Raw genomic sequence first — 14,917 nt, forward strand, 5'->3', positions numbered from 1 at the left:
ATACTAATACAATTAATACTAATACAAACAATTAATTAAACTTCACACAAAATGAAAACAAAATTCTTTTATCTAACATTATTTATGTTTTGCGGCTTCGGTTTGTTCGCACAAACCGGTAAAATGGGCCCCAGTACTATTGGCGAAGCAGAGTATCTTCGAATAATTCCTGCTTTGGCAGACATGGACAACATTATTTCTGCAAAGGCTTTCGCGACTGTAGCTCCACCTAAACGAAAAGGTACTAACAAGTTTGTTCCTGGTAAAGGTTTTATGCCAGAAAATGGTATGGATCCACTTATGGCAGTTCAACAAAAGAGCACGTCTAGAATGGCTATTACTAATGAAGTAGCTTCTTTTGATGCTCATATTGGTACTGTACTAAATGATGCAACGGGTGCAATAGGACCGAATCATTATGTATATGCATTTAATTCTGGTTTTGGTATTCTAGACAGAAATGGTAACGTTTTAGTGCCAGAAGCGTCATTAGGAACACTTTTCCCAGGTGAAACTTTAGGAGACCCAGTTGTGGTGTATGACAATTTTGCGGATCGATTTATCATTATGGAGTTTAGTAATACTCCAAACGGATTTTTGATCGCTGTAGGTCAGGGACCAGATCCAGTTAATGATGGATGGTTTACCTATAGATTTAATACAGGTTCATTTCCAGATTATGAAAAACTATCTATTTGGAGTGATGGATATTATATCACTGCTAATAAGGATCAAAATGCACCAACAACTAATGATGTAGTGTTTGCAGTTGAGAGAGATAAAATGCTGGTAGGTGATGCTTCTGCTGGATTGATAGGTTTTCCACTTCCGGCGGCAGTGACAAGTGGTTTTTATAGCCCAGGTGGATCAAACGCAACAGGAACGACGCTTCCTCCGGTTGGTACTGGTCATTCTATATTATATCTTCAGGATGATGGTTGGTCTGGAGTATCTAATGATCATATAAAAGTATGGACAACAGATGTGAATTGGACAAACCCTGGTAGTTCTACAATTTCTGCTCCTCAAGAAATTTCTACAACACCTTTTGATAGTGTATTTGACGGAGGGTCTTTCCAAAACCTTGATGAACCAGGTAATGGTCCAGATATAGATGCATTACAAGCAACGATGATGTATATGACTCAATACCGTCGTTTTGGTACTCATAATTCTATAGTACTAAATTTCGTAGTTGATTTAGATGGCACAGATAGTTTAGCTGGTATTCGTTGGTACGAGCTAAGACAAACCGGTGATGGTGCTCCTTGGACAATTTTCCAGGAAGGTACCTATGTTCAGCCAGATGGACTTAGTGCTTTTTGTGGTAGTATAGCACAAGATGCACAAGGTAATATCGGATTAGGATATACTGTAGTTAGTAGTAGTGTATTTACTTCTTTACGTTACACAGGAAGATTGGCAAGTGATCCTCTTGGTACGATGACAGCAGTAGAACAAGTTTCTGCAAATGGAGATGCTCAAAACAATCGTTCTGATGGTCGTTATGGAGATTATGGGCAAATGACTATAGATCCATTAGATGATATGACCTTCTGGCATATTGCCGAGTATATGAAGGGGCCTTCTCCTAATGTAAGAAGAAGTCACGTAGTTGCATTTAAATTAGAACCAGATACTCCTGATACCGAAGCGCCTACAGTGCCTGCAAATCTAGTAGCATCTAATACTACTGATGTTTCTACGACGATTAGCTGGGATGCATCAACAGATAATATAGGAGTTACTGGGTATGATGTACTTCAGGATGGAGCCGTGATAGGAACTGTTGCCGGTACTATTACTACTTTTGATGTATCAGGACTAACTGCCAATACATCATATGATTTCACTGTGGTGGCAAAAGATGCTGCGGGGAACGAATCAGCAGCAAGTGCTACTTTAAATGTAACTACTTTAGCTCCTGATACAGAAGCACCATCAGTACCTGCTAACCTGGTAGAATCAAACCTTTCTGCTAACCAGGTTACTATAAGCTGGGATGCATCTACAGATAATGTTGGGGTTGCAGAATATGACGTTTTACAAGATGGGGTTGTTGTCGACACAGTTACAGAGACTACAGTAGCTGTAACAGGTTTAACTCCAGAAACTACCTATGAGTTTACAGTAGTTGCAAAAGATGCAGCTGGAAATGCATCAGCTGCTAGTAGCCCACTTAGTGTAACTACGCCAGGAGCAACAGGATGTTTAAATGGTGTGGCAGCTCCTTATAGCGAAAGTTTTGAAGCAGGATTAGGATCTTGGACTCAGGATTCTGGAGATGATTTAGATTGGACACGTGATGCCAATGGTACACCATCTAGAAATACAGGGCCATCAAGTGCAGATGACGGAACATTCTATTTATATGTAGAAGCTTCAGGAAATGGTACTGGGTTCCCAAATAAGCGTGCAATTATTAATTCTCCTTGTTTTGATCTTGGTGCAGCGACTTCTGCTACGTTCTCTTTTAGCTATCATATGTTTGGAGCAAGTAATTTTGGATCACTAGATCTTGAAGCAAGTAATGATGAGGGTGCTACATGGACTAGCATCTGGAATAGAAGTGGAAATCAAGGAAACTCGTGGCAAACAGCAACAGTTGATCTTGCGGCTTATGTAGGTACAGGAGTGCAATTACGATTTAACCGTTTAACAGGAAATACTTGGAGAGCAGATGCTGCAATAGATAATGTTTCATTGACAGCTGGCGATGGTGGTCCAGGAGGAGATTGTGCTTCTGGAGACTTAACCCTAAGTATTACATTTGATAACTATCCACAAGAAACTTCTTGGGCAGTAACAGATTCGACAGGTACCGTAGTGGCTTCAGAAAGCTATTCTACTGCTAACCCTGATGGATCTACTGTTAATGAAACGATTAGTGGATTGGCTAATGGAAACTACACCTTCACAATTTCTGATTCTTTTGGAGATGGTATTTGCTGTGGATTTGGTAATGGTTCATACGCATTATCTAGTAGTGCAGGAACTATAGTATCTGGAGGAGAGTTTACAAACTCTGAGGCAACAGATTTCTGTGTTTCTGGATCAAGTGCTAGAGCAATAGATACCTATCAACTAACTGATCTTGATAAAAGTGATGATGGAGCATATAGATTGTCTCCAAACCCTGCAACAAACACCTTAAATATTTTTGTAGGTAAATCATCAGCACCTATTCAAAATGTAGAAATGTTTTCGATGTATGGGCAACGTGTATATCAAGGTACTAGTAGTAGTATAGATATAAGTAATTACGCTCGAGGAACATATTTCGTTCGAATTACAGTAGATGAGAAAATATATACAAGAAAAGCTATTAAGCAATAATTATATACTAAACTTAAAGATTTAAGTAATAGTTAATTTAAACCTGATAGGTCCGTGTACCTATCAGGTTTTTTTTATTCTATACAGTTTAGAAATGTGTCTCAGGAATTATGCTATTTTTGTTTCAGATAATTAGTTAAAACTGTTACATGATCCATAAGTCTACCATAGATGCCGTTTTTGATGCCTCTCGATTAGAAGAGGTAATAGGTGACTTTGTACTATTAAAAAAGGCTGGGAGTAACTTTAAGGGCTTAAGTCCTTTTAGTGATGAGAAAACACCTTCTTTTATGGTTTCGCCAGTAAAACAAATCTGGAAAGACTTCTCTAGTGGTAAAGGAGGCAATGTGGTAGCTTTTTTAATGGAGCATGAGCATTTCACCTATCCCGAAGCTATAAAATATTTAGCTAAAAAGTACAATATAGAAGTAGAGGAAACCGAGCAAACAGATGAACAAAAAGAACAAGCAGATGAGCGGGAAAGCATGTATCTGGTTAGCGAATTTGCTAATACTTTTTTTCAGAATTCACTACACAAAACAGAGCAAGGTAAGGCTATAGGATTAACTTATTTTAAAGAGAGAGGGTTTACAGAAGAAACGATAAGAAATTTTGGATTAGGGTATTCTCCCGATTCCTGGGATGCATTTACCACTGAAGCTATAAAAAAAAGTTATCAGCTGAAGTATCTTGAGAAAACCGGACTTACCATTGTAAAAGAAGAAAAACAGTTTGATCGGTTTAAAGGCAGAGTGATGTTTCCTATTCAATCCATGTCTGGAAGGGTATTGGGATTTGGAGGTAGAATTTTAACGAATGAGAAGAAGGCTGCTAAATACTTAAACTCTCCCGAAAGTGATATCTATCATAAAAGTAAAGTGCTTTATGGGATTTATCATGCTAAGCAAGCTATTGCCAAAGAAGATAACTGCTATTTGGTAGAAGGATATACCGATGTTATCCAATTTAATCAAACGGGAGTAAAAAATGTGGTTTCATCATCAGGAACGGCATTAACTTCAGATCAGATTCGTTTAATAAGTAGGCTCACTAAGAATATTACTGTGTTGTTTGATAGTGATGCTGCAGGAATGAGAGCTTCTCTAAGAGGTATAGATCTCATTCTTGAACAAGGAATGAATGTAAAAGTATGCAGCTTCCCAGAAGGCGAAGACCCGGATAGTTTTGCAAAACAAAATACCTTAGAAGAGCTTACATTATACCTTGAAGAAAATGTTCAGGATTTTATAAGTTTTAAAGCATCATTGTTACAAAAAGAATCTAAGAATGACCCTATAAAAAAAGCAGAATTAGTTCGAGATATGGTAACCAGTATCTCTAAAATTCCGGATGTGATCAAACGAGAGATCTATGTACAAGAGTGTTCTCGGATTATGGATATTTCTGAAGATGTTTTATTTAATACCCTGGCTCAGCTTCGAAATACAGATATAAAAGATCAGCGAAAGCAGCAAAAACAACAACAAAAATCTCTAGAGGTTGTAAAACCAGATACAGCAAAAGCTCCTAAAGTAAATGAGCAATATGAATTAGAGCGTAAAATCATCGAGATACTATTGCTGTATGGAAAACGTGAAGAAGAGTTTGAGGACCTTGTTTTAAAAGAAAATGAAGATGGTGAACTCGTATTAGAACCAGAAGTACATACCGTAAAGGTGTTCGAGAAGATATATCTGGATCTTCAGGATGATGAAATAGAATTTACTAATGATAATTTTAAAGAAGTATATTCTATTTTGATAGAACAATTACACCAAGAAGATGATTTTAAAATAGAAAATTTTATTAATCATACTCCTCCCGAAATTGCTTCTGAGATTACAGCTATTATGATGCATGAAGAGCGATACGCATTACATCGTTGGCATGATATGGAGATTCATGTAAAACAAAAGGATTATACAGTGCCTCAATATGTAAGTGATACTATCTTAAACTTGCGCAGGTTTTTAATTAGCCAAAAAGTAGAAGAACTATCACAAGAAGTGAAAGCGCAAAGCACTAACGATAATCAAGAAACCATTCAGAATATCATGGATTATCAATCTCTTAAGAAAATATTGTCTGTAAAACTTAACCGAGTGGTTTAATCGATAGCTCATCGATAATGAGCCATCGATTATAAACTCCTAATGTTAGCTAATGTGTAATAATCGGGATTGGTGAATCAAGTCAGCAAGATTATCTACTTTTAATTTTTTAAGCAGCCTGGTTTTATAGGTGCTCACTGTTTTTTCATTAATAGATAATGTTGTTGCGATATCCTTATTACGTTTTCCAGAGGATAGTAGGTTAAGCACCTCTATTTCTCTAGAAGATAATTTCTTGTATTTTACAACCATATTATTTTCACTGGCATTTCCATTTGCCAATTGTTGTGTAAGGTTGTCATTTAAATATATTCCTCCTCTAGCTACGCGTTCAATTGCTTTTTTTAGTGTTTTTGTAGGAACTGTTTTTGATAAATATGCAGATGCACCAGCTTTTATAGCGCTTAATGCATACATTTCTTCAGGGTGGGAGCTAAAGATAATAACTTTAATTCCAGAAAATTCTTTTTTGATAGTTCTTAGTGCCATTATCCCATTAATTTGTGGAAGGTCTAATTCCATGATAAGCACATCTGGCGTATTGGCTTTCAAAACGTCATACATTTCGTTTCCATTACTTACCTTACCGGTAATTTCGTATTCTTCCGAATTACGAAATAAAGAAACGATCCCTTTCCTGGTAATAGGATGATGATCAGCGATTAGTACGGTTGTCATTCTAGTTTACTTAATGTTGGTTTATTAATTAACATGTTAGGCTAGGGGTAATTTTGTAATCTTTATGCAAAATTAATAAGAACTAGTCCTAGTAAACTTTTTTTTTCCGATTTATCGATAAAGTGTTGATTATAATAGACTAATGGGTATATTACAGACAGGTATGGGATTCATTTTGTGTTGATTTACGGTATTTAGCCTTATGAAAATTTTAAAAACTTCCTGCTTTCGGCCTTCAAAATCATCAGGAATTTTTCCCTTATCTTTCATTTTCATAGCCCATTCTAATTCATCGTAACTTGCCCCAATTTGATCTTCGTCGCTTCGGCTGTCACCAAACAAACCATCAGTTGGAGCTGCCACTTGTATAGATTCTGGTATTTTTAAGGCTTTCGCTAAGGCATAAACCTCACTTTTTAATAAATCAGCAATAGGGCTTAAATCTACACCACCGTCTCCATATTTGGTATAAAATCCAACCCCAAAATCCTCTACCTTGTTACCAGTGCCTGCAACCAGATATTTATGCAAACCCGCAAAGTAGTAGAGTGTTGACATTCTTAAACGAGCTCTTGTGTTCGCTAAAGAAAGATCGAGTTGTGCACTGGATTCAACATTAGGGACTGCTGATTTTAGTTCTTCAAAAACAGGGGTAAGATCAACTCTGGTGTCTGATACATTTTGAAACCTCTCTTTTAGTTGAGCAATATGCTCCTGAGCTCTGTTCACTTGGCTTTCGGCTTGATGAATAGGCATTTCTACACACAGCGTCTTTAAACCAGTCCTTGCACATAAAGAAGAAGTAACGGCACTATCAATTCCTCCACTAACTCCTACCACAAAACCTTCAATATTAGCTTTAGTGGCATAATCTTTTAGCCAATTCACGATATGATCAATTACTTTTTCTACCTGCATATTTTTTATTTTTAATAGATTCTTTACTTTAACTTTGTGGTTATAAAATTAATAAAAAAAGATGGCGTTCTGTAGTAATAAGAATTATTTGAAGAGATATTATAGTTTAGGAATGAATAGTATTAAATTTTTAAAATTTTCTATCCTTTTTTGCTTAGTACTATCCTGTGGCAAAGAAAGCAAAAATGAAAAAGAAATCGCCAAAATCCCTGTTGAGGTTAATATTGAACGTTTTGATCAATCATTTGCAGAATTAACACCGCAAAACCTGCCTGGTCTTAAAGAAAATTATCCCTTTTTGTTTCCAGAAAAATATGCAGATAGCATTTGGTTAAATAAAATTAAGGATACGATACAGCTAGAAATAAATACAGAAGTAGAAAAGACTTTTTCTGATCTCTCTAAAGAAAAAGAGGAGCTTGAGGCATTTTTTCGACATATTAAATTTTACTTTCCAGAGATCAAAGAGCCTAGAGTGATTACTATTACTTCTGATGTGAATTACAGAAATAGAATTGTTGTGGATAAAGGGTTGCTTATTATTTCGCTCGACACCTATTTAGGTGGAGATCATCATTTTTACGAAGGAATTCAGCAATATCTGAAGCGAAATTTTAAAAGACAACAAATATTACCAGATGTAGCTTCTATATATGCCAAAAATCTGGTAGGGCCAATTAGGGATAGAACTTTTTTAGGAAACCTCATATCGATTGGGAAAGAACTATATCTTATGGATTTATTTTTGCCAGATTATAGCAATGCTCAAAAAATGAAGTATACAGATGATCAGTATGCCTGGGTGCAGGCAAACGAAGAAGAGATTTGGAGATATTTTATAGACAGAAAATTGTTGTATAGTACAGATAGTGAGCTGATGCCTAGATTTCTATATCCTGCACCTTTTTCAAAATTTTATCTAGAAGAAATTGATAAAGAAGCTCCGGATAGAGTAGGTCAATTTATAGGTTGGAGAATTGTTGCTTCGTATATGAAGAATAACAATGTATCTTTGCGACAATTAATATTGGCAGATGCCGAAACAATTTTTAATACTTCAAAATATAAACCCTCGAAATAATGGCAAGCAAGCATAAATCAGAAATCAAAATAGATATAGAATTAGACGAAAACCGTATTCCTGAACAATTAAAATGGACAGCAAAAGACGGTGGCGTAGAAAATGAAGAGACCAAGGCATTGCTTTTGTCTGTATGGGATAGTAAAAATAAAGAAAGCCTGCGTATTGACTTATGGACAAAAGATATGCCGGTTGATGAAATGAAGGTGTTTTTTCATCAAACACTGGTTGCTATGAGTGACACTTTCCAGCGTGCAACCCAAGATGAAAAAATGTCGGCAACTATGAAAGATTTTTGTGATTACTTTGCAGAGAAATTAGAACTTGTAAAAAAATAGTATATATAGTAAATATTTGATAATTAAAGTGTTAGGTAGCTAACACTTTTTGTGTTTTCCGAGTAATATATTTGTAATTCTTCTTTGAAGAATTACACAAATTCTTAACCTTTAACCATACTCAAATGAAAACACAATTCCTTGATCAAAACTCATTTATAAAGACAATTTCTGTTCTTATCTTCTTAATAGGGACAATACACAACGGATTTTCCCAGGCAAACCCTCGTTTAACTGTAGTCGATCCTGTAACTAATTTAGCAACAGTTACAATAACTAATTTTGGTGATGTCTCTGTTGATCTCAGTGATTATTGGCTATGTCTACGTCCAGGTACGTATAGACAGTTAAATTCCCTAAATCCTAGTGGTGATTTAAATGTTATGCCCTCAGGTTCAATAACGGTTTCTTACAATGTTGCTGTAGGCGTAGAAAGTGACGGGCTGTCCTTGTATCTTCCTGATACAACTTCTAATGGAGGGTTTGGAGAAGCTACCAATTTAATTGATTTTGTTCAGTGGGGTGCAGCTGGGAATATTAGAGAGGCTTTAGCGGTAGCTCAAGGATTATGGATAGCAGGCGATTTTATTTCAGGACCTGCTCCTTATACGTATGTTGGAAATGGTGCACAGAATGGATTAAGTTTTTGGAGTGCATGTGCAGCAAATGGCGGAGAGATTACCGGAGGTCCTTTTAATTTTACGGTGGATGGTTCTCCGGATTTTGTTAGTGGAGTTTCGGTATCGGGTAGTTCGGGCAGCAATGCCAGTTGGGTAATTACCGATGATCGGGGTACGATATTAGGTTTGCCCCCAACAGTTGAAGCTTTAGAGGGTGTTGATTTTGATGGAGCAGGAGTAGGTACATGTTTGATCTGGTATATCCGTTATGAAGATGGTTTAGAAGGATTAGATCCAGGAAACAATGCATTGACTGATTTATCGGGTTGTTATGATCTGTCAAATTCTATAGCAGTAGTTCGTAATGAAGCCGTGGATGGTGGAGAGATTACAGGCGGTCCATTCGTATTTTGTGTCGATGGTGAAGCAGATAATGTAAGCGACATATCACTATCAGGTGCCATAGGAAGTAATACGACGTGGGTGATTACCGATGATCAGGGTACGATATTAGGATTACCTCCAACAATAGCTGCCGTCGAAGGCGTTGATTTTGATGGTGCCGGAGCGGGAGTATGTTTGATTTGGCATCTGAGCTATGCCGATGGTCTAGAAGGCTTAGAACCGGGTAATAATGCCTTGACCGATTTATCAGGGACCTATGATTTGTCGAATTCTATTAGTGTAACACGTAATGCTCCTGATGGTGGAGAAATTACAGGAGGTCCTTTTAGTTTTACGGTAGATGGTTCTCCGGATTTTGTTAGTGGAGTTTCGGTATCAGGTAGTTCGGGTAGCAATGCCAGTTGGGTAATTACCGATGATCGGGGTACGATATTGGGCTTGCCACCCACAGTTGAAGCTTTAGAGGGTGTTGATTTTGATGGAGCAGGAGTAGGTACATGTTTGATCTGGTATATCCGTTATGAAGATGGTCTAGAAGGATTAGATCCAGGGAACAATGCTTTGACTGATTTATCGGGTTGTTATGATTTATCCAATTCTATAGCAGTAGTTCGTAATGAAGCCGTGGATGGTGGAGAGATTACTGGCGGTCCATTCGTATTTTGTGTCGATGGCGAAGCAGATAATGTGAGCGATATATCATTATCTGGTAACATAGGAAGTAATACGACGTGGGTGATTACCGATGATCAAGGTACGATTTTAGGGTTACCTCCAACAATAGCTGCCGTAGAAGGTGTTGATTTTGATGGTGCCGGAGCGGGAGTATGTTTGATTTGGCATCTGAGCTATGCCGATGGTCTAGAAGGCTTAGAACCGGGTAATAATGCCTTGACCGATTTATCAGGGACCTATGATTTGTCGAATTCTATTAGTGTAACACGTAATGCTCCTGATGGTGGAGAAATTACAGGAGGTCCTTTTAGTTTTACGGTAGATGGTTCTCCGGATTTTGTTAGTGGAGTTTCAGTATCGGGTAGTTCGGGTAGTAATGCCAGTTGGGTAATTACCGATGATCGGGGTACGATATTGGGCTTGCCACCCACAGTTGAAGCTTTAGAGGGTGTTGATTTTGATGGAGCAGGAGTAGGTACATGTTTGATCTGGTATATCCGTTATGAAGATGGTTTAGAAGGATTGGATCCAGGGAATAATGCATTGACTGATTTATCGGGTTGTTATGATTTATCCAATTCTATAGCAGTAGTTCGTAATGAGCAGGTAGAGTTGAATGTTATTGTTTTTCCTATACCTGCATCTAGGTTTGTAAATGTGATTTTAAGAGGTGTTATTAATAGTAGCCCAAGCATACAGCTTTATGATATGTCGGGTAACCCTGTTGATGTACAAACGTTCCAAAGAAGAAATTTTATAAGAATTAATGTGAGTAACTTACAGCCTGGAGTGTATCTGCTTTCTGTAAGAGATGACTTAACAGGAGCTTCAACTACGAGGCAAATTGTAGTAAGGGGTAGGTTTTAATGTTGTAAGATTGGGAATAATATATTAATTATGTAAAAAGAGTTGTAACTAACTATTACAGCTCTTTTTTTTGTATTTTTTTAAGATGAAAACACTAACTTTTGTATATAATGCAAAATCAGATTATTGGAATAAACAATTAGACGGTATTCATAAAATTATTAGTCCTAGTACATATTCTTGTGATTTGTGTAGTTTAACCCATGGTAATTTTTCTGAAAAGAAAATATGGAAGGATTTTAAACAAAACTCAGGTCTGGAGATTGAGTTTATGTATAAAAATGAATTCGAGGATGCATATCCTAATATAAAAGAATTTGATTTTCCTATGATTCTTCAGAAAGATAAAAACACTATTGAGGTATTGTTTGATTCGAAAAAAATAGCTTCTTTAGAATCAACAGAAGAGTTGATTAAAAAATTACAGAAAAAGATGTTGCCTAAGACATCTTGAGTTGAGAATTAATTTCTTTAATATAATTAAGGACCTCTTCTTTTCCTAGTCCAGAAGAAGAGGAGGTAATAAAGTAATTAGGCATTTCTTCCCAATACTTAAGCATTTCTTCTATATAACTATTAATTTGGGCCGGAAGTTTGTTTTTAGAAAGTTTGTCTGCCTTGGTGAAGATGATAGAAAAAGGAATCTGATTTTCCCCTAACCACTGCATAAACTCGAGATCTATCTTTTGTGGTTCATGTCTGCAATCAACCAATACAAAAGCGCTAACCAGCTGAGTGCGTTTAGAAAAGTACGATGTAATAAATTTTTGAAATACTTTTTTTGCAGATTTAGATACCCTGGCGTATCCATAACCAGGTAAATCAACCAAAAACCAATTTTTATTGATGATAAAGTGATTGATTAATTGAGTTTTTCCAGGTCTTCCAGATGTTTTGGCAAGGCTTTTTCGATCGGTTATCATATTGATCAATGATGACTTACCTACGTTGGATCTACCAATAAAAGCATACTCAGGGAGTTTGTCTTTTGGACATTTGGCAACATCGCTATTACTTATCACAAATTCAGCGCTGTTAATCTTCATAGCGTTTAATAATGATTAGAAATTACGTTCTTGTAACCAGTTATATAATAATCGATTAAATTCATCAGGGTGCTCCATCATAGCGGCATGGCCACATTTGTCAATCCAATACAGATCAGAGTCTGGTAACAGTCTATAAAAATCATCTGCTACTTCAGGTGGAGTTACATTATCATTTTTTCCCCAAATAATACATGTAGGAGTATTCATTTGAGGTAAATCTTTTGCCATGTTATGACGTATGGCACTTTTGGCAATTGCCAGTGTTCTTATTAGTCTGTTACGATCATTAACCGTTTCATAAACTTCGTCTACAATCTCTTTTGTGGCAATGGCAGGATCATAAAAAACGTTTTCAGCTTTGGCTTTGATGTATTCATAATCACCTCGTTTAGGATAACTTTCACCCATCGCACTTTCATAAAGTCCCGAACTTCCTGTGATCACAAGAGCTTTTACTTTTTCCGGAAACATTTTGGTGCATAAAAGTCCAATGTGACCTCCTAGAGAATTACCTAGTAAGATGACCTCTTTATTACCATATCCCAAATGATCAATAAAATCTTTTAGGTATTTGGCATAGGTGCTTACCTTAGTTTTTATTAGAGGTAGTGTGTAGACGGGGAGTTCTGGGATCAGTACTTTGTATCCTTGTTTAGGGAAGTATGAGCCTACTCCTTCAAAGTTGCTCAACCCACCCATTAATCCATGCAAAATGATAATTGGTGTGCCTTCTCCTAAATCTAGATAACTAAATTTTCCGTCTTTTTTTAATTCGTGCTTCATTAATACTCCTTACAAGAATTAAACGCAAATATAGCATTTTCATAATTAGTTTTAAGTTTTTTTGTTAATACTACCGAATGAATTTTATAATTTTTTTTACTACTCATTTATTTCTATTCTAAAGTCGTTAAGGCCAATATTTTATAAGCTTTGCTGTAGAGTCTTGATAGACAAATTCTTAAAGTTTTTAGTCAATATATAAGCATTATGTATAAGGTAACTTATTAACAATGTGGTAAAATGTGGTAAAATGTGGTAATTTTTTCAATATATTTGACTAATTAAACGTTTAGTGAAGTAAAGTGGTAAATCTAATCGGTACATATGAGTGTAAGGCAGACGCTAAGGGACGTCTCATGATGCCTGTTGCTTTTAAGAAGCAATTATCACCAGTGTTACAAGATGGTTTTGTGTTAAAGAGATCGGTGTTTCAGTCGTGTTTAGAGTTGTATCCAATTGCGGAATGGAATCTGCTTATGCAAAAAATAAACAAACTCAACCGCTTTAAGAAAAAGAATAATGATTTTATAAGAAAGTTTACTGCTGGTGTGAAGATAGTAGAAATTGATTCAGCTGGTCGTTTGTTAATTCCAAAAGATTTAATTGGTTTTGCGGGAATAACCAAGGAATTGGTATTGTCGTCAGCGGTTAATATCATAGAGATTTGGGATAAGGATAAGTATGAAAAAGCAATTGATGACGTAGCGGTTGATTTTGCAGATTTAGCTGAAGAAGTAATGGGATTTGATGATGAAATAAGCCATGATTAATGAAAATTGATGTGAGTTAAATGGTGTATTGGCGATTCCATCTGACTCTTAAAATTCAATGAAGAAGAACAGATGAAACAAATGGAATATCATAACCCGGTTTTATTAAAAGAAACTGTAGATGGCCTTGCGATTAAGCCTAACGGAATATATGTAGATGTTACGTTTGGAGGAGGAGGGCATTCTAAAGAAATTCTTAAAAGATTAGGGAAAGAAGGAAGGCTATTTGCCTTTGATCAGGATCAAGATGCTCTCAAGAATTCAATTAATGATGAGCGATTTACGCTTATCAATGAAAATTTCAGGTTTATTAAACGTTTTCTTCGGTTTCATGGGGTGAAAAAAGTAGATGGGATCCTTGGGGATTTTGGAGTTTCTTCTCATCAATTTGATGTGGCAGAAAGAGGGTTTTCTACAAGATTTGAAGCTGATTTGGATATGAGAATGAATCAGAGTGGAGGGTTGTCTGCATATAACGTGATTAATGAATATGAGGAATCAGATTTGAGAACGATGTTTTTAGAGTATGGCGAATTACGAAATGCTCCTAAGCTGGCAAGAACCATCGTGGGGGCCAGAAAAACAGATCCGATAAAAACAAGTGTTCAATTAAAAGAGGTGTTAAAGCCGTTTTTGCCTAAACATAAAGAACATAAAATACTGGCTCAGATTTATCAGGCAATTAGGATTGAAGTAAATCAGGAGATCCAAGTACTTAAGGAGTTTCTAATTCAAACCGAAGAGCTTTTAGATGCTGGAGGTAGAATTAGTTTGATTTCTTATCATTCTTTAGAAGATCGGTTGGTTAAAAGATTCATCCGAAATGGAATGTTTGAAGGAGAGCCCGAGAAGGATTTATACGGTAATGTTTCGGTGCCATTTAAAAAGGTAGGAGGATTGATTATTCCCGAAGCAGATGAGATTAGAGAGAATAATAGAGCACGAAGTGCTAAACTAAGAATAGCAGAAAGGATTTGAAACAAACAATTTATGACATATTAAAAGGGAAGTTTCTTATTGCAGATGATGCAATGAAGAATTGGAGAATGTTGTTGTTTCTGTCTTTTTTGGCAATAATAATGATTGCAAGCTCTCATAATGCAGAACGTAAGGTACATAAAATTGCAGGGTTGAATAATGAAGTAAGAGAGTTAAGAACGCAATTTGTCGATGGAAAAACCGAATTGATGAGGTTAAAAATGGAGTCTTCAATAATCAAAAAGATGACTCAAAAAGGATTAAAGAGGCCTACCAAGCCACCAAGGAAAATAATTGTAAAAAACTAA

General features: G+C 36.2%; 13 protein-coding genes. 9 read left to right on the plus strand and 4 right to left on the minus strand.

Annotated features, from left to right (window positions below):
* Positions 1 to 51: 51 nt before the first annotated feature.
* Positions 52 to 3,336 carry a fibronectin type III domain-containing protein gene (locus ABW637_RS10205; protein ID WP_367584584.1) on the plus strand — a complete coding sequence of 1,095 codons (3,285 nt, stop codon included), beginning with the start codon at positions 52 to 54 and terminating at the stop codon, positions 3,334 to 3,336.
* Between the two features lie 149 nt (positions 3,337 to 3,485).
* Positions 3,486 to 5,447, plus strand: a complete 1,962-nt coding sequence (gene dnaG, locus ABW637_RS10210) for a DNA primase (RefSeq protein ID WP_367584585.1) — start codon at positions 3,486 to 3,488, stop codon at positions 5,445 to 5,447.
* 45 nt (positions 5,448 to 5,492) lie between these two features.
* Here dnaG and ABW637_RS10215 read toward each other — a convergent pair whose 3' ends face one another.
* Together ABW637_RS10215 and nadE are read right to left on the minus strand one after the other, a co-directional pair.
* Positions 5,493 to 6,125, minus strand: coding sequence for a response regulator (locus tag ABW637_RS10215; RefSeq protein ID WP_367584586.1), 633 nt, complete (start codon positions 6,123 to 6,125; stop codon positions 5,493 to 5,495).
* A gap of 129 nt (positions 6,126 to 6,254) precedes the next feature.
* Positions 6,255 to 7,043 (minus strand): NAD(+) synthase, encoded by a 789-nt coding sequence (gene nadE / locus ABW637_RS10220; protein ID WP_367584587.1) that lies wholly within the window; start codon positions 7,041 to 7,043, stop codon positions 6,255 to 6,257.
* Between the two features lie 112 nt (positions 7,044 to 7,155).
* Here nadE and gldB point away from each other — a divergent pair, with 112 nt between their 5' ends.
* From gldB to ABW637_RS10240, 4 genes are all read left to right on the plus strand, one after another.
* On the plus strand, positions 7,156 to 8,124 hold the full coding sequence (gene gldB / locus ABW637_RS10225; protein ID WP_367584588.1) for a gliding motility lipoprotein GldB: 969 nt from the start codon (positions 7,156 to 7,158) through the stop codon (positions 8,122 to 8,124).
* Entirely contained in the window at positions 8,124 to 8,462 is a 339-nt protein-coding gene (gene gldC / locus ABW637_RS10230) for a gliding motility protein GldC (protein WP_367584589.1), read from the plus strand. The genes gldB and gldC overlap by 1 nt, the downstream gene beginning before the upstream one ends.
* A 125-nt stretch (positions 8,463 to 8,587) precedes the next feature.
* Entirely contained in the window at positions 8,588 to 11,029 is a 2,442-nt protein-coding gene (locus ABW637_RS10235) for a T9SS type A sorting domain-containing protein (RefSeq protein WP_367584590.1), read from the plus strand.
* A gap of 85 nt (positions 11,030 to 11,114) precedes the next feature.
* Complete coding sequence (locus ABW637_RS10240; protein ID WP_367584591.1) at positions 11,115 to 11,483, plus strand: GTPase; 369 nt, start codon at positions 11,115 to 11,117, stop codon at positions 11,481 to 11,483.
* Here the strand turns inward: ABW637_RS10240 and yihA are convergent.
* Together yihA and ABW637_RS10250 are read right to left on the minus strand one after the other, a co-directional pair.
* Positions 11,470 to 12,075, minus strand: coding sequence for a ribosome biogenesis GTP-binding protein YihA/YsxC (yihA, locus tag ABW637_RS10245; protein WP_367584592.1), 606 nt, complete (start codon positions 12,073 to 12,075; stop codon positions 11,470 to 11,472). The two genes, ABW637_RS10240 and yihA, sit on opposite strands and share 14 nt — an antisense overlap.
* Before the next feature lie 15 nt (positions 12,076 to 12,090).
* Positions 12,091 to 12,861, minus strand: a complete 771-nt coding sequence (locus ABW637_RS10250; protein ID WP_367584593.1) for an alpha/beta fold hydrolase — start codon at positions 12,859 to 12,861, stop codon at positions 12,091 to 12,093.
* A gap of 302 nt (positions 12,862 to 13,163) precedes the next feature.
* Here ABW637_RS10250 and mraZ point away from each other — a divergent pair, with 302 nt between their 5' ends.
* From mraZ to ABW637_RS10265, 3 genes are all read left to right on the plus strand, one after another.
* Positions 13,164 to 13,631, plus strand: coding sequence for a division/cell wall cluster transcriptional repressor MraZ (mraZ, locus tag ABW637_RS10255; RefSeq protein ID WP_367584594.1), 468 nt, complete (start codon positions 13,164 to 13,166; stop codon positions 13,629 to 13,631).
* An 81-nt stretch (positions 13,632 to 13,712) separates the two neighbouring features.
* Entirely contained in the window at positions 13,713 to 14,609 is an 897-nt protein-coding gene (rsmH, locus tag ABW637_RS10260; RefSeq protein WP_367585290.1) for a 16S rRNA (cytosine(1402)-N(4))-methyltransferase RsmH, read from the plus strand.
* A complete protein-coding gene (locus ABW637_RS10265) occupies positions 14,606 to 14,917 on the plus strand; it encodes an FtsL-like putative cell division protein (RefSeq protein ID WP_367584595.1) in 312 nt (103 codons plus the stop codon). Before rsmH ends, ABW637_RS10265 begins: the two co-directional genes overlap by 4 nt.

Source organism: Aquimarina penaris (genome assembly GCF_040786285.1).
GTDB lineage: Bacteria > Bacteroidota > Bacteroidia > Flavobacteriales > Flavobacteriaceae > Aquimarina.